General features: G+C 66.1%; 24 protein-coding genes. 11 read left to right on the top strand and 13 right to left on the bottom strand.

The window, feature by feature from the left end:
* Positions 1–16: 16 nt before the first annotated feature.
* From CDE01S_RS14620 to hpaR, 12 genes are read right to left on the bottom strand one after another with little or no spacing between them, the layout of a single operon-like run.
* Complete coding sequence (locus CDE01S_RS14620; protein ID WP_066709112.1) at positions 17–796, bottom strand: class II aldolase/adducin family protein; 780 nt, start codon at positions 794–796, stop codon at positions 17–19.
* Positions 797–820: 24 nt separating this feature from the next.
* Entirely contained in the window at positions 821–1,810 is a 990-nt protein-coding gene (locus CDE01S_RS14615; RefSeq protein ID WP_066709110.1) for a Bug family tripartite tricarboxylate transporter substrate binding protein, read from the bottom strand.
* Between the two features lie 33 nt (positions 1,811–1,843).
* Complete coding sequence (gene ilvD / locus CDE01S_RS14610; RefSeq protein ID WP_084382912.1) at positions 1,844–3,586, bottom strand: dihydroxy-acid dehydratase; 1,743 nt, start codon at positions 3,584–3,586, stop codon at positions 1,844–1,846.
* Positions 3,587–3,602: 16 nt separating this feature from the next.
* Entirely contained in the window at positions 3,603–4,376 is a 774-nt protein-coding gene (locus CDE01S_RS14605) for an SDR family NAD(P)-dependent oxidoreductase (protein WP_066709105.1), read from the bottom strand.
* A gap of 5 nt (positions 4,377–4,381) precedes the next feature.
* The gene (locus CDE01S_RS14600) at positions 4,382–5,206 is read right to left on the bottom strand and encodes an aldolase/citrate lyase family protein (RefSeq protein ID WP_066709102.1); all 825 of its coding nucleotides are present in this window, start codon (positions 5,204–5,206) and stop codon (positions 4,382–4,384) included.
* Between the two features lie 6 nt (positions 5,207–5,212).
* Positions 5,213–6,028, bottom strand: coding sequence for a 2-oxo-hept-4-ene-1,7-dioate hydratase (gene hpaH, locus CDE01S_RS14595; protein ID WP_066709100.1), 816 nt, complete (start codon positions 6,026–6,028; stop codon positions 5,213–5,215).
* An 11-nt stretch (positions 6,029–6,039) separates the two neighbouring features.
* Entirely contained in the window at positions 6,040–6,441 is a 402-nt protein-coding gene (locus CDE01S_RS14590; protein ID WP_066709099.1) for a 5-carboxymethyl-2-hydroxymuconate Delta-isomerase, read from the bottom strand.
* 10 nt (positions 6,442–6,451) lie between these two features.
* On the bottom strand, positions 6,452–7,375 hold the full coding sequence (gene hpaD / locus CDE01S_RS14585) for a 3,4-dihydroxyphenylacetate 2,3-dioxygenase (RefSeq protein ID WP_066709096.1): 924 nt from the start codon (positions 7,373–7,375) through the stop codon (positions 6,452–6,454).
* Positions 7,376–7,377: 2 nt separating this feature from the next.
* On the bottom strand, positions 7,378–8,853 hold the full coding sequence (gene hpaE, locus CDE01S_RS14580) for a 5-carboxymethyl-2-hydroxymuconate semialdehyde dehydrogenase (RefSeq protein WP_066709094.1): 1,476 nt from the start codon (positions 8,851–8,853) through the stop codon (positions 7,378–7,380).
* Positions 8,850–9,605, bottom strand: a complete 756-nt coding sequence (locus tag CDE01S_RS14575; RefSeq protein WP_066709092.1) for a fumarylacetoacetate hydrolase family protein — start codon at positions 9,603–9,605, stop codon at positions 8,850–8,852. Before CDE01S_RS14575 ends, hpaE begins: the two co-directional genes overlap by 4 nt.
* Positions 9,602–10,324, bottom strand: a complete 723-nt coding sequence (locus CDE01S_RS14570; protein WP_084382910.1) for a fumarylacetoacetate hydrolase family protein — start codon at positions 10,322–10,324, stop codon at positions 9,602–9,604. Before CDE01S_RS14570 ends, CDE01S_RS14575 begins: the two co-directional genes overlap by 4 nt.
* A complete protein-coding gene (gene hpaR, locus CDE01S_RS14565) occupies positions 10,321–10,755 on the bottom strand; it encodes a homoprotocatechuate degradation operon regulator HpaR (RefSeq protein WP_066709091.1) in 435 nt (144 codons plus the stop codon). The genes CDE01S_RS14570 and hpaR overlap by 4 nt, the downstream gene beginning before the upstream one ends.
* Before the next feature lie 109 nt (positions 10,756–10,864).
* Between hpaR and radA the strand changes: the two genes are divergently transcribed.
* On the top strand, positions 10,865–12,232 hold the full coding sequence (gene radA, locus CDE01S_RS14560) for a DNA repair protein RadA (RefSeq protein WP_066709089.1): 1,368 nt from the start codon (positions 10,865–10,867) through the stop codon (positions 12,230–12,232).
* 18 nt (positions 12,233–12,250) lie between these two features.
* Here radA and CDE01S_RS14555 read toward each other — a convergent pair whose 3' ends face one another.
* Complete coding sequence (locus CDE01S_RS14555; protein ID WP_066709087.1) at positions 12,251–12,889, bottom strand: glycine zipper 2TM domain-containing protein; 639 nt, start codon at positions 12,887–12,889, stop codon at positions 12,251–12,253.
* Between the two features lie 151 nt (positions 12,890–13,040).
* Between CDE01S_RS14555 and CDE01S_RS14550 the strand changes: the two genes are divergently transcribed.
* From CDE01S_RS14550 to waaF, 10 genes are all read left to right on the top strand, one after another.
* A complete protein-coding gene (locus tag CDE01S_RS14550; RefSeq protein ID WP_066709084.1) occupies positions 13,041–13,391 on the top strand; it encodes a hypothetical protein in 351 nt (116 codons plus the stop codon).
* A 75-nt stretch (positions 13,392–13,466) separates the two neighbouring features.
* Positions 13,467–13,868, top strand: a complete 402-nt coding sequence (locus CDE01S_RS14545) for a DUF1924 domain-containing protein (protein ID WP_066709082.1) — start codon at positions 13,467–13,469, stop codon at positions 13,866–13,868.
* Positions 13,869–13,898: 30 nt separating this feature from the next.
* A complete protein-coding gene (locus tag CDE01S_RS14540; protein WP_157077139.1) occupies positions 13,899–14,405 on the top strand; it encodes a diheme cytochrome c in 507 nt (168 codons plus the stop codon).
* An 89-nt stretch (positions 14,406–14,494) separates the two neighbouring features.
* Positions 14,495–15,166, top strand: a complete 672-nt coding sequence (locus CDE01S_RS14535) for a cytochrome b/b6 domain-containing protein (protein WP_245636183.1) — start codon at positions 14,495–14,497, stop codon at positions 15,164–15,166.
* Between the two features lie 59 nt (positions 15,167–15,225).
* Positions 15,226–15,897: a winged helix-turn-helix domain-containing protein gene (locus CDE01S_RS14530; protein ID WP_066709064.1), complete on the top strand. Its 672-nt coding sequence runs from the start codon at positions 15,226–15,228 to the stop codon at positions 15,895–15,897.
* Positions 15,894–17,258, top strand: coding sequence for an ATP-binding protein (locus tag CDE01S_RS14525; RefSeq protein ID WP_066709061.1), 1,365 nt, complete (start codon positions 15,894–15,896; stop codon positions 17,256–17,258). The genes CDE01S_RS14530 and CDE01S_RS14525 overlap by 4 nt, the downstream gene beginning before the upstream one ends.
* A 27-nt stretch (positions 17,259–17,285) precedes the next feature.
* Positions 17,286–17,720: a glycerate kinase gene (locus CDE01S_RS14520; protein ID WP_066709058.1), complete on the top strand. Its 435-nt coding sequence runs from the start codon at positions 17,286–17,288 to the stop codon at positions 17,718–17,720.
* A 51-nt stretch (positions 17,721–17,771) separates the two neighbouring features.
* On the top strand, positions 17,772–18,710 hold the full coding sequence (locus CDE01S_RS14515) for a branched-chain amino acid transaminase (protein ID WP_066709055.1): 939 nt from the start codon (positions 17,772–17,774) through the stop codon (positions 18,708–18,710).
* Between the two features lie 140 nt (positions 18,711–18,850).
* The gene (locus CDE01S_RS14510; protein WP_066709052.1) at positions 18,851–19,057 is read left to right on the top strand and encodes a zinc-finger domain-containing protein; all 207 of its coding nucleotides are present in this window, start codon (positions 18,851–18,853) and stop codon (positions 19,055–19,057) included.
* Between the two features lie 105 nt (positions 19,058–19,162).
* A complete protein-coding gene (gene waaF / locus CDE01S_RS14505; RefSeq protein WP_084382909.1) occupies positions 19,163–20,164 on the top strand; it encodes a lipopolysaccharide heptosyltransferase II in 1,002 nt (333 codons plus the stop codon).
* The last annotated feature ends 38 nt before the right edge of the window (positions 20,165–20,202 follow it).

Genomic DNA, 20,202 nt, shown 5'->3' with positions numbered 1-20,202 from the left:
TACTGTGCCAGACGCTCTAGTTTTGATAGCTGGTGTCGAGTCGGTTGACCTGCCGCACCAGTGCGTCGAACACGTCCTGCCCGGCGCCGTGGTTCGGGTTGAACTGTAGCGCGTCGCGCGTGCACTTGATGGCAATCGCTTCCGGCACGGCAATGGCCGGCCCCATGCTCAAGGTCGCCATCTGGATTTCGCAGGCGCGCTGCAGCGTCCACAAAATAGCGAAGGTCTGTGCCAGCGTGCCGCCCCAGGCCAGCAGGCCGTGGTTGCGCAGGATCACCGCCGGTTTGTTGCCGATGCTCTTCAGCAGGCGCGGCGTTTCCTCGGCATGGATGGTGATGCCTTCGAAGGTGTGGTACGCCACCATGTCGTGCAGCTGGGCGCTGTAGAAGTTGCTCTGCGACAGGCCACCCTGCAGGCAGGCCACCGCCACGCCGGCGGTGGTGTGGGTGTGCATGACACAGTGCGCGCCGTCGATCGCCGCATGGATGGCCGCATGCACCGTGAAGCCGGCCGGGTTCACCGGGTGTGGCGAACCGTCGAGCACGTGGCCTTCCAGGTCAATCTTTACCAGGTTGCTGGCGGTGACCTCGCTGTAGTGCAGGCCGAAGGGGTTGATCAGGAAATGTTTGTCCTGGCCACTCACGCTGGCCGGCAGGCGCAGCGTGATGTGGTTGTAGATCATCTCGGTCCAACCCAGCATCGCGAAGATGCGGTAGCAGGCGGCCAGTTGCAGGCGCGCCTGCCATTCATCCGGGTGCATGTGCGCCGGGGTGGCGGGTTTCAGCATGGCATTCATGACAGGCGCTCCTGGTGCGGGTGATCAGGCGTCCGCGGTGAAGCCGATCGTCTTGACGATCGGCGCCCACTTGGCGGTGTCTTTTTTCAGCAGCGCGGCCAGTTCTGACGGCGAGCTCGACATGGCTTCCAAGCCGAATGTGGCCAGGCCGTCGGCCACGTCCTTCGAAGCCAGTGCCGATTTCAGGGCTGCGTTCAGGCGTGCCACCAGGTCCGGTGCTGCCTTGCCGGGCAGGAAGAAGGCGAACCATTCGCTGTGTTCCATGTCCTTCAGGCCTTGCTCGGTGTAGGTCGGCACGTCGGGGGCGAAGCGGTTGCGTTTGGCGCCCGAGGTGGCCAGGATGCGCACCTTGCCGGTGGGCAGGTGCTGCGTGATGTCGCCAATGGGGCCGCTCACGGCGGCGATGTTGCCGCCCAGCAGGTCCAGCATCGCCGGTTGCGTGCCGCGGTAGCCCACGTGCTTGAGGTCGACGCCGGCGTGGCGGCCCAGCAGCGCACCGACGAAGTGGGGCGTGGAGCCGGCAGCTGGCGAGCCGAAGCTGGCCTGGCTGGGGTTGGCCTTGATCCAGGCGATGAAGTCATTGATGTTCTTCACGCTGGCCGGCACCATCGGGCCGACGGCGAAGCCGAAGTCGAACACGCAGGCCAGTGAAACCGGCGTCACGTCGTTCACCGGGTCGTAAGGCAGCTTCTTGTAGATGTGCGGGTAGATGGTGAACATTGAGGTCGGCGATTGCAGCATCGTGCTGCCGTCGGCCGGCTGGCCCTTGACGTACTGGATGGCGATCTGGCCGCCGGCGCCGGTCTTGTTCTCCACCGTGGCGGTCTTGGCGAAGGTGCCGCCGAGCTTGGTGGCGACGCGGCGGCAGGTGGTGTCGGACGTGCCGCCGGCGGCGAAGCCGGTGACGATCTTCAGGTTCTCGATCTGCGCTTGCGCCATGACCTGTTGGCCGACGCTGGCCAGCAGGGCCGAGGCACCAACGGACTGGATGACTTGACGACGTGAAATGCTCATGGGGTCTCCTTTGAATAATTGGACGAGCGGAACTCAGGATTCATCGCGCAACCAGACTACGGCCCCGGAATGGGTGACCGCGCCCTGGTGGCTCGGACGGACTGTCAAAGCGTATTTTTCCAGCAGGCCGCCGCGGGCGATACCCGTGTTTACCTGCACAGCCGCCAGGCGCTGCGCCAGCTCGGCTGCGTCGAGTTCGACGCTGATGCTGCGCGCTTGCGGCCGGGCATCGATGGTGACCATGTCGCCGTCGCGCAGCGCGGCAATCGGCCCCTTGTCGGCCGCTTCCGGGCCGGCGTAGCCGATGCACAGGCCGCGCGTGGCACCGGAGAAGCGGCCGTCGGTCAGCAGCGCCACCTTGTCGCCCATGCCCTGGCCATAAAGCAGGGCGGTGATGCCCAGCATCTCGCGCATGCCGGGGCTGCCTTTCGGGCCCTCGTTGCGGATCACGATCACGTCGCCTGGCTGGTAGCGCAGCGCCTGCACGGCGGCTTGGGCTTCTTCTTCGGACTCGAACACGCGTGCCGGGCCGCGATGCACCAGGGTCTTGAGGCCGGCGGTTTTCAGCAACGCACCGTCCGGGCACAGGTTGCCCTTGAGCACGGCGAGGCCGCCGTCTTTCGAGATCGCGTCCTCGAAACGACGTACCACCTGACCATCGGGTGCATTCGCGCCGGCCAGTTCTTCGGCCAGCGTTCGCCCGGTCCAGGTCAGCGCGTCGCCGTGCAGGTGGCCGCTCTTGAGCAGCTCGTGCAGCACCACGGCCGCGCCGCCCACGTAATACATGTCGCGTGCCAGGTATTTGCCACCAGGGCGCAGGTCGGCGATCAGCGGCGTGCGCGCAAAGACCTCGGCCACGTCGTCCAGATGAAACTTGATGCCGGCCTCGTGCGCAATGGCCGGGATGTGCAACGCCGCGTTGGTGGAGCCGCCGGTGGCCGAGACCACGGCGCAGGCGTTTTCCAAGGCTTTGCGGGTCACGATGTCGCGCGGCAGTGGCCCACCACCTTCAATGCTGGCCATCACCGCCTTCATCAGTTGTTTGCCGGCGCGGCGCATCAGCGGCGCGCGTTCGCTGAACACGGCGGGCACCATGCTGGAGCCGATCGGTGCCAGGCCCAGCGCCTCCGACACCATGCCCATGGTGTTGGCAGTGAACTGGCCGGCGCAGGCGCCGGCGGTGGGCAGGCAGGCGCGGCTGATGGCGTCCAGTTCGTCTTGCGTGGCGTCACCCGCCAGTACCTTGCCGATGGTCTCGTAGGTGTCGACCACGTTGAGGTCTCGGCCGTTGACGCCCGGTGTCTGCCCGGGCAGCGCCGAGCCGCCGTGCACGAACACGCTGGGCACATTGCAGCGCACCATGCCCATCATCAGGCCGGGCAGGTTCTTGTCGCAGGCGCCGATGCCGAAGATGCCGTCCCACTGGTGGCCGCGCACCGAGGCTTCTACGCTGTCGGCGATCAGCTCGCGCGAGATCAGCGAGAAGCGCATGCCGGAGTGCGCCATGGTCAGGCCGTCGGAGATCGAGACCACCGGGCACTCGTGTGGCGTGCCGCCGGCCGCATAGATGCCGGTCTTGGCGTGCTGCGCCTGCTCGCGCAGGTTCAGGTTGCACGGGCTCATCTCGCCGCCGGTGTGGAAGACGCCGATGTGCGGGCGTGCGATGTCGTCCTCGTCCTGGCCCAGCGCGTGCAGGAAGCTGCGCGTGGTGGCGCGGATGGTGCCCTCGACGAGGGTGGCGGAGCGGAATTTGCGGGGTGGTGTGTCGTGACTCATGGTGTGGGGTGTCGCTTCAGCCGGCATTGAGGTGCAGGCCGTTGTCCATCTGGATGATTTCGCCCGTCATGCCGGGCGCACGTTCGGTCAGGAAGCAGGCCAGCGCGGCGACCTCTTCCGGTTGTGACACACGTTGCAGCACCGAGGCGGCCGTCTGTGCCTGCACCACCTCGGCGTGGCGAACGGCATCCAGCACGCGGCTGGGCAGACCGCCTTCGACAAAACCGGGGGCGATGGCGTTGACGCGGATCTGCGGCCCCAGCGCACGCGCCAGCGACAGCGTGAGCGTGTTGACCGCGCCCTTGGAGGCCGCATAGGCCATGGACGAGCCGCGCCCGATGACGCCGCCGATGGACGAGATGTTGACCACGCTGCCGTGGCCCGACGCCGTGAGTGCCGGCACGCAGGCGCGAGTCATGCGGTACAGGCCGACGGTGTTGACATCGTAGGTGCGGTGGAACTCTTCCGGCGTGAGGGTCTCGAGGTCGGTGTGCGGTATGAAGCGGGTGGTGCCGGCGCAATTGATCAGCGCGTCGATGCGGCCGAAGCGTTGCAGCGCCGCCTGGCTGAAGGCCTGGCAGCTCGCTTCGCTGGTGACGTCGAGCCGTTGCACCAGCGTGGCTGCGCCCAGCGCTTCGCAGCTGGTCGCCACGTCCAGCACGTGCACGTGGGTGGCGTCGTCCAGGTAACTCAGGCCCAGCTGCCAGCCGTGCGCCGCAAACTCGCGCGCGCAGGCCGCGCCGATGCCGGTGGCGGCACCGGTGATGAGACAAACGCGCTTGGTTTCCATCGGGCTCAGTAGGTTTTGTCGCCGGCGGCAAGCGGTTGGAGGTTGGTTTTGAAGACCGAGGCCAGCGCGCTGGTCTGGCGCACAAGGATCTGCGTGTCCAGGCCGACGGCGACAAAGGTCGCGCCCAGCGCCAGGTAGTGGCGCGCCAGTGTTTCGTCACTGACCAGGATGCCGGCCGCCTTGCCGCTCTTGACGATGCGGCGGATCGCGTCGTCGATGGCCTGTTGCACTGCCGGGTGCTGGGCGTTGCCGACATGGCCGAGCGAGGCCGACAGGTCGGCCGGGCCGATGAAGACGCCGTCGACGCCCGGCGTGGCGGCGATCGCCTCTAGGTTGTCCAGCCCGGCTTTGGTTTCCACCTGCACCAGCAGGCAGACCTGGGCGTTGGCCTCTTTGGCGTAGTTGGGGTAACGGCCCCAGCGCGAGGCGCGCGCCCCCGCCATGCCGCGGATGCCGCCCTGGCCGTCGTCCTGCGGGTAACGCATGGCGCGCACCAGCGCGGCGGCCTGCTCGGCCGTGTCCACCATCGGTACCAGCAGGGTCTGGAAACCGAGGTCGAGGAACTGCTTGATCAGCGCGGTGCCGGCCTCGCCATGGCCCAGCGGTACGCGGCCGATGGCGTGTGTGCCGGGGTAGGCCGCCACCGCCTGCAGCTGTGCCAGCAGGGTGGACAGTGTGTTGGGTGAATGCTCGCCATCGAGCAGCAGCCAGTCGAAGCCGGCACCGGCGCAGATCTCGGTGCTGATCGGGTTGGCCAGGTTGACCCACAGGCCGATCTGCGCCTGCTTGTTGGCGATGGCTTGTTTGAAGAGGTTGGTCGGTGTTTTCATGAGGTGTCAGATAAAACGAAATTTGAGTTGGCCAAGCGGACCATAGTCTGCCTCGAACAAATCGCCGGCCTGGCCGGGCACCGGGCGCGTGAAGGAGCCGGCCAGCACGATCTGCCCGGCTTCCAGCTGTTCGTCCCAGGGCGCCAGCTTGTTGGCCAGCCAGGCGATGCCGATGGCCGGGTGGCCCTGCACGCCGGCGGCCAGGCCCGTCTCTTCCACCACGCCGTTGCAACGCAGGATGGCACCGACCCAGGGCAGGTCTACTTCGGTGGGTTGGGCGCGTTTCGCACCGACCACGATGCCGGCATTGGCGGCGTTGTCGCTGATGGTGTCGAACACCTTGCGCATCACCTTGCTGTGGCGGTCGAATTGCTCGATGCGCGCATCGATGATCTCGATCGCCGGCGTCACGTAGTCGGTGGCGGCCAGCACCTGCTCGAGGGTGACGTTTGGCCCTTGGAGCGGGGCCTTCAGCACGAAGGCCAGCTCCACTTCCACGCGCGGCGCGATGAAACGGTGGGCCGGAATGTCCAGCACCTGGCCCGGCGTGCAGCTGAACAGCATGGAGTCCAGCAGGGTGCCGTAGTCGGGCTCATCGATCTGGCTCGACTGCTGCATGGCGCGCGAGGTCAGGCCGATCTTGTGGCCGATCACGCGGCGCCCTTGCGCCAGTTGCAGCGCGACCCAGGCACGGCTGATGCGGTAGCCGTCCTCGATGGTCATGCCGGGGAAGCGCTTGGAGAAGTGTTCCAGCTGCGTGCGCGTGTCCTGCGCCTGCTGCAACTCGGTCGCCAGTTGTCGGGTCAGTTCCGGGGTGAACATGCGGTGTGCGCTCAATGGGGAAACAGCGGATGGATGTTGCTGTGTTTGGCGTTGTAGACCTCGGCACCTTCGTCAATCTGCAGTGTGATGCCGAGGTGGCGTTTTGAAAATATCGGATCAAAATGGGCTTTTGTCCGCGCCAGCAATGCGTCACCAGCTCCTGTTTTGATAGCATCTGAGCGGCCGTAACCCATGCGCAGGTTCAGGTAGACGAAGGCATAGTCGCGCTGGCTGTCGGCCACCGCGTAGTGCGGCGCCGGATAGGCCAGCACGCGCGTGCCGCCGGTGGGGAAGACCGGTTCGCCAGTTTCATCGCGTTGCTGCACCATGGTGTCGGCCAGCTCGCGGCACAAGGCCGTCATGTCGGTTTCGCGGTCGAGGTTGGCGGTGTAGAGGATGACAAGGTGCGGCATCGTGGTGTCCTCAGAGTCTGGGGAAAGCGCGGTAGCCGCTGGCGTTGCTGGCTTGCGCGGCCGGAATGGCCTGGCCGCTTTGCGGCGTGACCGGAAACACGGCATTGAGCTGGCCGGTGCCGGAGGCACCGAAGTAGGGCGTGACGATCTCGGCGCGGCCGTCGTAGTCGGACCAGCCCAGGGCGCCCAGCAGTATGGCGGTGTCGTGCATGAAGCCCTCGCCATGGCCCTTGCTGGCGTACTCGGGCAGCATGTCGCAAAAGGTGGCCCAGTCGCCGGCCTGCCACAGGCGCAGCACGTCGCGGTCCATGTGCTCCAGCAGCGGGCTCCAGATCTTGAAGGCGTATTCCGGTGCCAGCCCGTTCTGCGCAAAGCGGTGGCTCAAGGAGCCGCTGGCAAAGAACGCCACGGTGCCGTCGTAGTGTTCCTCCACCGCGCGGCGCATGGCCCAGCCCAGCCGCGCGCTGTCGGCCAGGTAATGCACCTGGCACAGCGCCGAGACGGAGATCACCTTGAAGTGCTGGTCGGCGTTCATGTAGCGCATCGGCACCAGCGTGCCGTACTCGGGCGCCAGCGTGGTGGCCGGGTGGGCCAGGGTCTCGACACCGTGCTCGTTGCACACCTTGGCCAGCAACTGGCCGAGTGCCGGGTTGCCCGGGAACTCGTAGGGCAGGTTGCTGATGAAGTGCGGCAGCTCGTTGCTGGTGTACAGACCCTTGAAGTGTGGTGCGCAGTTCACGTGGTAGTTCGCGTTGACCAGCCAGTGCGTGTCGAACACCACGATGGTGTCCACGCCCAGTTCGCGGCAGCGGCGGCCGATTTCCCGGTGGCCGTCGATGGCGTCCTGCCGCGTGCCCTGGCGCGGGCCCGGCAGCTCGCTCAGGTACATCGAGGGTACGTGGGTGATCTTGGCGGCGAGAGCGAGCTTGCCCATGGTCAGACTCCCCAGTGTGGGATGTGATGGCTACCCATGGAGACGGCGACGTTTTTGGGTTCGAGAAACACCTCGTAGCTCCAGGTGCCGCCTTCGCGCCCGGTGCCGCTGGCCTTCGTGCCGCCGAAGGGCTGGCGCAGGTCCCGCACGTTCTGGCTGTTGACGAAGCACATGCCGGCTTCGATGGCGGCAGCCACGCGGTGCGCGCGGCCGAGGTTCTCGCTCCAGACGTAGCTGCTCAGGCCGTACTGGATGTCGTTGGCTTTCGCTATCGCATCGGCTTCATCCTTGAACGGAATCAGGCAGGCCACCGGGCCGAAGATCTCTTCCTGCGCGATGCGCATGCGGTTGTCGACGTCGGCGAACACGGTGGGCCAGACGTAGTTGCCATGCTTCACACGATCGGGCAGCGCCGGCGCGTAGCTCGGGCGGTCCAGGCCGCCGCACACGAGCGTGGCGCCTTCTTTCGGGCCGAGCTCGATGTAGCTGCGCACCTTGGCCAGGTGGTTCCGGCTGATCATGGGGCCGATGATGGTCTTCTCGTCCTGCGGGTCGCCGACGGTGATGCGTTTGGCGCGCTCGGTGAACTTCTGCACGAAGTCGGCGTAGATGCTCTGCTGAACCAGGATGCGGCTGCCGGCGGTGCAGCGCTCGCCGTTGTTGGAGAAGATCATGAACACCGCGGCATCCAGCGCGCGGTCCAGGTTGGCGTCGTCAAAGATCACGAACGGGCTCTTGCCGCCCAGTTCCATGCTGAACTTCTTCAGCCCGGCGCTCTTGACGATGTGGTTGCCCGTCACGGTGGAGCCGGTGAAGGAGATGGCGCGCACGTCGGGGTGGGCACAGAGCGGTTCACCAGCCTCTTTGCCGTAACCATGCACCACGTTGAGCACGCCGCGGGGAATGCCGGCCTCCAGCGCCAGTTCACCCAGTCGGGCGGCGGTGAGCGGCGAGAGCTCGCTCATCTTGAGTACGGCGGTGTTGCCGAAGGCCAGGCAGGGCGCCACTTTCCAGGTGGAGGTCATGAACGGCACATTCCACGGCGAGATCAGCGCGCAGACGCCGACCGGGTGGAACAGCGTGTAGTTCAGGTGGGTGGGCGTCGGGTAGGTGTGGCCGTCCACGCGTGTGCACATCTCGGCGAAGTAGTGGAAGTTGTCGCCGGAACGCGGGATCAGCTGTTTGCCGGTCTGGGCGATGACCTGGCCGGTGTCGTCGGTTTCGGTGCGCGCAATCTCGGGCACGTGGGCGGTGATCAGGTCGCCGAGCTTGCGCATCAGCCGGGCGCGCTCGGGCGCGGGCAGGCCAGCCCACTTGGGGAAGGCTTCCTTGGCGGCGGCGACCGCCGCATGCACTTCGGCGGCACCACCGGCCGCGACCTCGGCCAGCACCTCCTGCGTGGCGGGGTTGACGGTTTCGAAGTAGTCGGTGCCGGCAACCGGCTGGCCGTTGATGAGGTGGTTGATGACGGTGGTCATGGGGCGGAGCGGATGGTGTTGACGAGGGCGCCGATGCCTTCGATGCTGGTGACGACCACATCACCCGGCCGGCAGTCCACCACGCCGTCGGGTGTGCCGGTCAGGATCAGGTCGCCGGGGTTCAGGGTCATGAAGCTGCTGAAGTACTCGATGAGGTACGGCACGTCGAAGATCATGTCGCGCGTGTGGCCGGCCTGCGTGACCTGGCCGTTGACCGTGGTCTGCAGCGCCAGGGCCATGGGGTTTGGCACATCGGCGGCCTCGACCAGCCACGGCCCCAGCGGGGTGCATGTGTCGCGGTTCTTCACGCGCAGGTTGGGGCGGTACCAGTTCTCCAGGTAGTCGCGGATGGCGTAGTCGTTGGCGACCGTGTAGCCGGCCACAAAGTCATAGGCGTCGTCACGCAGGACCTTCTTTGCCGTCTTGCCGATCACCGCCGCCAGTTCGCATTCGTAGTGCATGAACTCGACACCAGCCGGTCGCACGGTCTGCGCACGGTGACCGATCAGCGAGCCTTCGCCCTTGATGAAGACCAACGGCTCCTCGGGCGCCTTGAAGGCGAGTTCTTTTGCATGGTCGGCGTAGTTCAGGCCGAGCGCGAGGATGGTGCGCGGCCAAGGCACGGGCGCCAGCGGTGGCAGCCAGGTCACGGCCTCGACGTCAACCAGGCGGCCGTCGGCCAGCCGCAGGCGGCCCTGGTCTTCGGTGGCATCGTGAATCGTGCCGTCATAAGCCACGCGGGCGTGTTTCATGGGTGTTCCTCCACCAGCGTGTTCGTCAGCACGCCCAGGGTGGCAAGCCCGGGGGCGCGGATCTCGATGCGTTGGCCTGCGTTGGCCTGTGGTCGTTGTGCCCCCAGGCCCAGCAACAGCACGTCGCCGTGGCGCAAAGTCATGAACTCGCTGACGTCGGTGATCAGCTGCGTTGCCGGGCGCAGCATCCGCCCCAGGTCGACGGTCTGCTGCAGACGGCCATCGATGCGCACCTCCAGCTGCAGTCGGTTCGGGTCGCCCACCTCGGCCGGCGTGGCGCAGCGCGGGCCGATACCGAGGAAACCATCCAGGTTCTTGTACTTGACCGGTGGGCGGTAGTAACTGGCGTGCGGCAGCGACAGGTCGTTGACGAGGACATAACCGGCCACGTGTTGCAGGGCTGACTGCGGACTCACCTGATGCGTGGGCGTGCCGATCACCAAGGCCAGGCTGGCGCCGATCTCGACCTGCGGCGCGTGCGCCGGGACCGCAATGGCTGCACCGCAGGCGCTCCAGGTGTTGGCGGTCTTCACGTAGAGCACGGGTGCTTTCGGCGGTGTCTTGTAGGGCGGCGCGCTCATCTGGCCGGCCCAGGCGGCCCATTCGTCTTGCGAATTGAGCAGCACGCCATAAACGGTGCCGGCGGTGAGCACAGGGAAGGAACCACCGCCCTGAGCGGCTGCAGTGCGGGCGCCGTCGGGTGGTCGTGTGGGGCTCATGCGGGTTCCTCCAAGGCAATCAGTTCGTCCAGCAGCGCATAAAGCTGGCCCAGTTTCTCTTTGCCCAGGCTGCGTTCCAGGCGCTGGTAATGCGCCCCGATCGACTGTGACAAGGTTGTTACCAGTTCCAAGCCCTTGGGCGTGGCGCGGACCACACTGCGACGCTGGTCTGCCGGATCGCGTTCGCGTTGTACCAAGCCGTCGCGTTCCATGCGCGTCAGTACGCCGGTGAGGCTGGGGCCGAGGATGTAGGCCTCGCGCGCCACGCGGCCGGTTTCCACCACGCCGTGCTCACCCAGCACACGCAGCACACGCCACTGCTGGTCACTCAGGCCCTGCTCGCGCAGGCCGGGGCGGTAGTGCGTCATCACAGCTTCGCGCGCTTGCAGCAGCAGGCGCGGCAGGTTGCGGTGGCGAAAAGGGGTGGACATGCGGCAGGCAAAGAATCAATTTATTTAACATGTTAAATGTTGAGTCCTTTGGGTGCGCCCGGATTTACCCGATCTGTGAATTCATACAGTATTCGGGTACCATCACCCAATGGCCAAAGAGAAAACCATCTACACCTGCAACGAGTGCGGCGGCACCAGCCCCAAGTGGCTGGGTAAATGCCCGCACTGCAATGCCTGGAACACCCTGATTGAATCCGTCGCCGAGAGCGCGGCGCCGGCCAAGAACCGCTTTGCCGCGCTGGCCAAGACGGCGGAGGTGACGACGCTGGCCGACATCGAGGCTACCGACGTGGATCGCACACCCACCGGCCAGGACGAACTGGACCGCGTGCTGGGCGGTGGCATCGTTGAAGGTGGCGTGGTGCTGATTGGTGGCGACCCCGGCATCGGGAAGTCCACATTGCTGTTGCAGGCGCTCGACGCGCTGGAACGCGCCGGCCAGAAGACCCTTTACGTGACGGGTGAGGAGAGCGGCGCCCAGGTTGCGCTGCGCGCGCGCCGCCTGGGGCTGGACGGCTCGCAGGTGCAGGTGCTGGCCGAGATCCAGCTGGAAAAAATCCTCGCCACGTTGGAGGTGCAGCAGCCGGCCATTGCGGTGATCGACTCGATCCAGACCGTCTATTCCGAGCAGCTCACTTCGGCACCGGGTTCGGTGGCCCAGGTGCGTGAGTGCGCTGCGCACCTGACGCGCGCGGCCAAGGCCAGCGGTACGGCCATTGTGCTGGTGGGCCACGTGACAAAAGAGGGCGCGCTGGCGGGCCCGCGCGTGCTGGAGCACATGGTGGACACGGTGCTGTACTTCGAAGGCGATACGCACTCCAGCTTCCGCCTGATCCGCGCCATCAAGAACCGCTTCGGTGCCGTCAATGAGATCGGCGTCTTTGCCATGACGGAAAAAGGCCTCAAGGGTGTGACCAATCCGAGCGCCATCTTTCTGTCGCAACACGCCGAGCCGGTGCCCGGCAGCTGCGTCATGGTCACGCTCGAAGGCACGCGCCCGATGCTGGTGGAGATCCAGGCCCTGGTGGACAGCGGCGGTCCGTCACCGCGGCGCCTCTCCGTTGGCCTGGAGCGTGACCGGCTGGCCATGCTGCTGGCGGTGCTGCACCGCCATGCCGGTGTGGCCTGCATGGACCAGGATGTGTTCGTCAATGCGGTAGGCGGCGTGCGCATCAGCGAGCCGGCCGCGGATCTGGCCGTGATGCTGGCCATCACCTCCAGCTTGCGTGGCAAGGCGCTGCCCAAGGGTTTTATCGCCTTCGGCGAGGTGGGGCTGGCCGGCGAGGTGCGGCCGGCGCCGCGTGGTCAGGAACGGCTGAAGGAGGCCGCCAAGCTGGGCTTCAGCGTGGCGGTGGTGCCCAAGGCCAATGCGCCGAAGAAAGCCATCGAAGGCCTGACCATCCACCCGGTGGAACGAGTGGAAGAGGCCATGGAGGTGGTGCGCGCACTCACCTGAGGCGCGTGCGGACCAGACTCAGTCGCGAACGACGCTGTCGCCCGAGTTGCGGACCTTGTCACCGACGATCAGGCCAGGGTCCTGGCTGAACTCGAAGCTGCGGCGGCTGCCGTCACCGTACTGCACGTTGACGGTCCACACCTTGTGGGTGCGCACCTTCTCCTCGATTTTCTTGCCGGCATAGGCCCCGCCCACGGCGCCAGCGATCGTGGCCAGATCCTTGCCGGCACCCTGGCCCACCTGCTGGCCCAGCAGTGCACCCGCGACACCGCCTCCGATCACACCAAGGGCGCTGCCTTCGCCCTGTTTTTCCGTCACGTTGACGGACACCACCTTGCCGCAGTCGGGGCAACTCGGCTGACTGACCGGGGTCGGCGCAGCGGCTGGTGCTGCTGCGGGGGCGGCTGTTGACATTCGGGCCTTGGCCTCGGTCAATGCTTTGTCGTACTCGCTCTTGGCATCGCGCCGGCACTGCAGCCGGGCATTGGACGAGGTCTCGTCGGCGCAGAGTTTCAGGTCGCCGTCGTAGCGGGTCTTGGCCGCTTTGGTGTCTGCGGCGTATTGGGCCTTGGGGCTCAGGGCCGTCTGGGCCGTGGCACCGAAGGACAAGGACACCAGTGCAGCGGCACAGGCCAGCGTGAAGGTTTGCATTTTCATGAGGCGACTCCTGAAACGGTGAAAGTTGACGACCAAGGATAGTCCTTGCCGACCTAAAGACCAAGCAGGGAACGTGGGCGGATTGACATTGATCAAGCAGGAGCAAGGCTTTTTTCGCACAATCCAAAGCTGTTCAGCACAGACCCACCCCATGAACTGGTTGCGAAAAATCCCTGGCTCACGGCGGGCCGCCACAGGTCTGGAATGGACCATCTGGCGCAAGCTGCCGTTGTTCCTGACGGTGGGCACGGCGCTGCCTCTGGCGGCCTTGGCCGTGCTTCACTGGCAGGTTGATGCCTCCACGGCGGCCGGACAACGCTGGCTGCAAATGGCGGACTACATGGTGGTCGGGGTGGTGCTGTTCCATTGGACGGCCGTGGTGACGGTGGGGATTGGCTGCGTCATCGTGATGGTGATGAAGGGGCCGGCCTATGCCGCCGACAGCTATGCGGTGTCGCACAGCGAACAGCCTCGGCGTACAGGGCCGGATGACAAAGCCTAGTTGCTGGCGGGCCTTGCTGGCGCCGTTAAGAAAAGCTTAATCCGGTCTGCCTACGATGAAGTCCATGGAGGTTCCATGGATCATTTGACATCGTGGGTGCGCATCGGGCTCTGGGCTGCCGTGATGCTGAGCCCCTTGGCACACGCAGCAACACCAGCGGAGCAGCTGGCGGCCTACACCGCGCAGGCAGGCGCCGCTGCCCAGCCGCAACGCGGCCAGCAGTTCTTCACCAGCCGGCATGGCAAGGACTGGAGCTGCGCGTCCTGCCACACCGACACGGCCAGCACCGAGGGCAAACACGCCAGCACCGGCAAGCCGATCGCGCCGTTGGCACCGGTCTTCAACCCGGAGCGTTTCACCGACGCAGCCAAGACCGAGAAGTGGTTCCGACGCAATTGCAATGACGTGCTGGGACGCGTCTGCACGCCGGGCGAGAAGGCCGATGTGCTGTCCTGGTTGCTGACGCTCAAACGGTGAACCATGGACCAACGTTACCCAAGGACTTGCATGAAACATTCCAGCCTCCCATCATTCGCACTGGCAGCGTTGCTGCTGACGTGCGGCGTTGCGGCGCAGGCGGACGCCGGGCGGGCGAGCATGCCGCTGCTGCCGAAGTATCAGCAGGAATGCGCGGCCTGTCATATCGCCTATCCGCCCGGCATGCTGCCCGCCGCTTCATGGCGGCGGCTGATGGGATCACTCGACAAGCACTATGGCACCGATGCCTCGCTGGATGAGGCCGGTGTGCGTGACATCGCGAACTGGTTGCAGGCCAATGCCGGCACCTACAAACGTGTGAGCGAAGAGCCGCCGCAAGACCGCATCAGCCGGTCGGCCTGGTTTGTGCGCAAGCACCGCGAGGTGGAGCCAGCCATCTGGCAGCAGGCCGCGGTCAAGAGCGCGGCCAACTGTGCCGCGTGCCACACGCGTGCGGACCAGGGCAGTTTCCGCGAATCCGAAATCACTTTCCCCCAGGGCCTGGACGCGCGTTTTCGCCGCACCTGGCCCGACTGAATGCTTGGAAGAACACAATGAACGCTAGTACCTCACTGGAAACGTCGGCGGCCTCAGCCCGCCCTCTTGCGCAACGGACTCGTCGGGTGGTGGACGCTCCCACCCGCGTGTTCCACTGGCTGTTTGCCCTGAGTTTTCTCGGAGCCTACCTCACAGCGGATGGGGAGCGCTGGCGGCTCTTGCACGTCACGCTGGGCTACACCATGGCTGGGCTATTGGGCTTTCGCGTGGTCTATGGGCTGCTGGGTCCCCGGCAGGCGCGTCTGTCGCTGCTGCTGCGCAAGCTCGCAGGCGGACCGCAGTGGGTGCGGTCGTCGCTGTCGGCAGTACGGAACCCAGCGGTCGGCGCGGTGAACTGGCGCCAAGGGCAGTACCTGTTGATGGCCCTGGCGGTGGTGAGCCTGCTGGCCTTGGTGCTGCCACTCACCTTGTCGGGTTATGCCACCTACAACGAGTGGGGCGGCGACTGGCTGGAGGAATTGCACGAGTTCGTGGGCAACACCTTCCTGCTGGTGGTGCTGGGGCATCTGGCGCTGATCGCCGGCCTGAGCTGGCTGCGCCGGAAGAACCTGGCCATGAACATGCTGAGCGGCCGGGTGGAGGGTGCCGGACCCGACCTGGTGCAGCGCAACCACGGGCTGCTGGCCACGCTGCTTCTGGTCGCGGTGCTGGCTTTCTGGGCCTGGGAGTGGCAACAGGCGCCGCAAGGCCTTGTGTCGGGTGCCTCGACCCACAGCATCCATGCCGACGATGACGACTGAGGGCACGGCCCCGCGCAATGCAAAAATAGCGCTTCACTGAACAACTGCGGAGGCATGGGATGCGAATCCTGCTGGCGGAAGACGATGCCATGCTGGGCGATGGCTTGCGGGCCGGCCTGCGCCAGTTGGGCTTCCAGGTCGATTGGGTGCGTGATGGCGAGGCTGCCGAGCGGGAGCTGGCTTCGGGTGCGTATGCTGCGGGCGTGCTGGACCTCGGCTTGCCGCGCAAGGACGGGCTGGATGTGTTGCAGGCCTTGCGTGCACGCCGGGTGGCCAAACCGGTGCTGGTGCTGACGGCACGCGATGCCGTGCCCGACCGCATCCGCGGTCTCGATCTCGGCGCGGATGACTATGTGATCAAGCCGGTCGATCTGCATGAGCTGGGGGCCCGGCTGCGTTCACTGGTTCGGCGCGCGCACGGTCAGATGCAGGACAGTTTGCGCTGCGCCGGGGTGTTGCTGGAACCGGCGGCGCGGCAGGTCAGCCTGAACGGCGAGGCGGTGGCACTGTCGACGCGTGAATTCGATCTGCTGCATGCGCTGATGCGCAATGCGGGTCGCGTCATGTCGCGCGAACAGCTGGAGGAGCAGCTGTACAGCTGGGGGCATGAGGTGGACAGCAATGCGGTCGAGGTCCACATCCACCATCTGCGCCGCAAGCTGCAGCCGGATCTGATCCAGACCGTGCGGGGCGTCGGGTATGTCGTGCTGCGCGACCCGGAGGCGGCATGACCTTGCGGCCGTCACTTCATTCCCTGCAGGCGCGCCTGCTGGCGCTGGTGCTGGGCTTGGCGGCGGTGGTGTGGCTGGCTGCAGCCGTGCTGATCTGGCGCGATGCGCGCCATGAACTGGATGAGCTGCTGGACGGCCATCTGGCCCAGGCCGCCGCCTTGCTGGTGGTGCAGCAGGCGGCCTACCACGACGACGACAAGGTGGCCGATGCACCTTCGCTGCACAAATATGCACCGCGCGTGATCTTCCAGGTGTTCCACGAAGGCGAGCTGGTGCAGCGTTCCGCCCAGGCCGGCGCACGGCCCTTGAGCGAGACCGAGCGCGGGTTTTCCACCGTGCAGCTGACCGACGGCTCCGAATGGCGGGTGTTCGCGACCCAGGGGGCCGAGCGCGATGTGCAGGTGTTTGTGGGAGAGCAACTGGCGTCGCGCAGCGCGATCCTGCGCGCCGTGCTGCGCAGTGTGCTGCTGCCACTGATGTTGGCCTTGCCCTTGCTGGCGCTGGCCGGCTGGCTGGCCGTGCGGCGCGGCTTGCTGCCGTTGCGGCAGCTCAGCGAGGTGCTGGGCCAGCGGCAGCCCGAGGCGTTGGAGCCGGTGGTGCTCCAGGACGTGCCCGCTGAAATGCAGCCGCTGGTGGAGGCTCTGAATGGCCTGTTCGGGCGCATTGAACGCATGCTGGAGTCGGAGCGCCGCTTCACGGCGGATGCGGCCCATGAGCTGCGCACGCCGATTGCCGCCATTCGGGCCCAGGCCCAGGTGGCCCTGGGTGCAGGCGCCGATGCCGCGCAACGCCAGCAGGCCTTGCAGACCACACTGGCCGGCTGCGACCGCGCGACCCATCTGGTCGAACAGTTGCTGACGCTGGCGCGGCTGGAAGCGGCGCCAGCCGGCGCGACCGCCCCGGTGGATCTGGCTGGGCTGGCCCGTCGTGTCCTGGCAGAACTGGCGCCGGCCGCCCTGGCGCGCCAGCAGCAGCTCGAACTCGACGCGGCCGAGCCCTGCCAGGTGGCGGGCAGCGAGCTGTTGCTGGGCGTGCTGTTGCGCAATCTGGTCGACAACGCCATGCGTTACAGCCCGGACGGCGCCATGGTCCAGGTGCGGGTGGCGCAGGAAAACGGTCAGCCGCTGCTGCAGGTGGAAGACAGCGGCGCCGGCATGACGGCGCAGGAGATGGCACGGCTGGGCGAGCGCTTTTACCGGGTGCCGGGCCATGCGCAGCCGGGCAGCGGCCTGGGCTGGTCCATCGTCCGGCGCATTGCCCAGGTGTGTGGTGCCCAGGTCCAGACGACGGCTTCGGCACGGCTGGGCGGGCTGGCCGTGTCGGTGTCCTGGCCAGCATCCGCGCAGAGGCAACGGGACTGATGCGCGCCGTGCGTCAAAATCGCGGGTATGCAATTCCAGAAAATCTTTGTGCCGATCGCCAGCGTGGTGCTGGTCGTCGCGGCGTACCGGGCTTATGGTTGGGGCGGCGTGGCCATTGCCCTGGGGGCCTTGGTGATGTGGCTGCTGCTGCACTTCACCCGCATGATGCAGGTCCTCAAGCGGGCCGCCGACCGGCCGGTCGGTTTTGTCGACAGCGCCGTCATGCTCAACGCCAAGCTCAAGCCCGGCGTCAACCTGCTGCATGTGGTGGCCATGACGCGCGCCTTGGGCGAGCTGGTCAGCCCCAAGGACAGCCAGCCTGAGCTGTTTCGCTGGACCGATGCCTCCGAGTCTTTTGTGACCTGCGAATTCCGGCAGGGCAAGCTGGTGACGTGGGAACTGGTCCGCCCGACGCAGCCCGCGGATGCCACGACCACAGCCCCGCCCGCGCCGGCCCCGTAAAATCACTGTTTTTGCAAGCTTGCTTGCCTCGCCCTTCTAAGGAAAGTACCGATGAGTCCCCTACCTACCTCGATGTCCGACCGTGATGGAAAAATCTGGATGGATGGCCAGATGGTGGATTGGCGCGATGCCAAGATCCATGTGCTGACCCACACCCTGCACTACGGTTGCGGCGCTTTCGAGGGCGTGCGCGCCTACAACACCGTCAACGGCACGGCGATCTTCCGTCTGCAGGACCACACCGAGCGCCTGTTCAACAGCGCCAAGATCCTGCGCATGAAGATGCCGTTCACCCAGGAGCAGGTGAACGAAGCACAGAAGGCGGTGGTGCGCGAGAACAAGCTGGAGAGCTGTTACCTGCGCCCGCTGACCTGGATCGGCGACAAAAAATTGGGCGTTTCACCGAAGGGCAACACCATCCACGTGATGGTGGCGGCCTGGGCCTGGGGCGCCTACCTCGGCGAAGACGGCATCACCAAGGGCATTCGCGTCAAGACCAGCAGCTACAACCGCCACCACGTCAACATCACGATGACGCAGGCCAAGGCGGTGAGCAACTACAGCAACTCCATCTTGGCCAATACCGAAGCCACCGATGATGGCTATGACGAGGCACTGCTGCTGGACTCGGCCGGTTTCGTGTCCGAAGGCTCGGGCGAAAACGTGTTCATCGTCAAGGGCGGCGTGGTCTACACCCCCGACCTGTCGGCCGGTGCGCTCAACGGCATCACGCGCAATACCGTGCTGCACATCTGCAAGGACCTGGGGCTGGAAGTGGTGCAAAAGCGCATCACGCGCGACGAGTTCTACATCGCGGATGAAGCCTTCTTCACCGGCACGGCCGCCGAAGTGACGCCGATCCGCGAGTTGGATCGCGTCGAAATCGGCTCCGGCAGCCGCGGCCCGATCACCGAGAAGATCCAGAACGCGTTTTTTGACATCGTCAACGGCCGCAATCCGAAATACGCCCACTGGCTGACGAAGGTTTAACACCCCCCCAGGCTGCGCGCACTGCGTGTCGCTTCGCCACCCCCCTTGCAGGGGGCAACGCCAGCGGCCCGGCAAAGCCGGTTCCGCGGCGTTCTGCGACGAAGCCCAAGATGCGCGTATCCATCAAAAGCGAGGCATTTATGAGCAAGCAAACGGTTGAACTGTTGGCCAAGGACCTGAACCACCAGGGCGGCGTGTTCTGTCCCAATCCCCAGGCCGACATGAAGCTCTGGAACAGCCATCCCAAGGTGTACCTGGATGTGGCGCGTACCGGCGAGGCCAAGTGCCCCTATTGCGGCACGGTCTACAAGCTGAAAGCGGGTGAGCACTTCGGTGGCGGGCATTGAGCCGCGCCCGAGGCGGCCTGCGGCCGCTTCCCCCTCAAGGGGGCGCTGCCAGCGGCCCGGCAAAGCCGGCTCCGCGGTAGCCTCCGCAAGATCCCTGATCATCGCGTGACATCTTCACTCATTATTGCCCCCCAGTGGATCGGTGACGCGGTCATGACAGAGCCGCTGCTGCGCCGCCTGCATGCGCGCGGCGAGCGTCTCACGGTGGGGGCGCTGCCCTGGGTGGCGCCGGTCTACCGTGCCATGCCGCAGGTGGCGGAGGTCATCGAGTTTCCTTTTGCCCATGGCGGCCTGCAGCTCAAGGCGCGGCGTGCGCTGGCGCGGCAAATGCAGGGCCGCTTCGATGTGGCCTATGTGCTGCCCAACTCCCTCAAGAGCGCCTTGTTGCCCTTGCTGGCCGGTATTCCGAAGCGCGTCGGCTACCTGGGTGAAGCGCGTGTCGGCCTGCTGACGCATCGACTGAAAAATCCCCCGAAGAACGCGCGGCCGCCGATGGTGGCGTTCTACTCGGCGCTCAGTGGCGAGCTAGACGTGGCGGGGGACCGGCCGCGCCTGCAGGTCGAGGCAGCCCGCGGCGATGCCGTGCTGGACCGGCTGGGCCTGTCGCGCGGCGCGTACTACGTTTTTGTGCCGGGTGCCGAGTACGGCCCGGCCAAGCGCTGGCCCGCGGCCCGTTTCGCCGAACTGGCGCAGCGGCTGGCGCTGCCGGTGCTGTTGCTCGGTTCGGGCAAGGAAGCGGCGCTGGGTGACGAGATCATCCAGCTGGCTGCGGCTGGTCAACAACAAAACTGCCGCAACCTGGCCGGCCGCACCGATCTGCTGGACGCCTTTGGTCTCATTGCGGGGACCAAGGCCATGGTGAGCAATGACACCGGCCTCATGCATGTGGCGGCGGCCCTGGATGTGCCCCAAGTGGCCCTTTTCGGCTCCAGCAGCCCCCTGCATACGCCGCCCCTGAGTGACAAGGCACGGGTGGTCTGGCTCAAGAACGACCCGGACTACCAGCCGCCGCTGGATTGCGCCCCATGCTTTCAGCGCGAGTGTCCCTTGGGCCATCTGCGCTGTCTGAACGACATCACCGCCGACCGGGTGCTGCAGACCCTGTAGCCCGCTTTCCTGACCGCCTTGACGGCGCAAAAAAAAGG

It is taken from the genome of Curvibacter delicatus NBRC 14919 (assembly GCF_001592265.1).
Classification (GTDB): domain Bacteria; phylum Pseudomonadota; class Gammaproteobacteria; order Burkholderiales; family Burkholderiaceae_C; genus Hylemonella; species Hylemonella delicata.
Note: the sequence above shows the minus strand (reverse complement) of the source record. Positions and strands in the feature narration are given on the sequence as shown.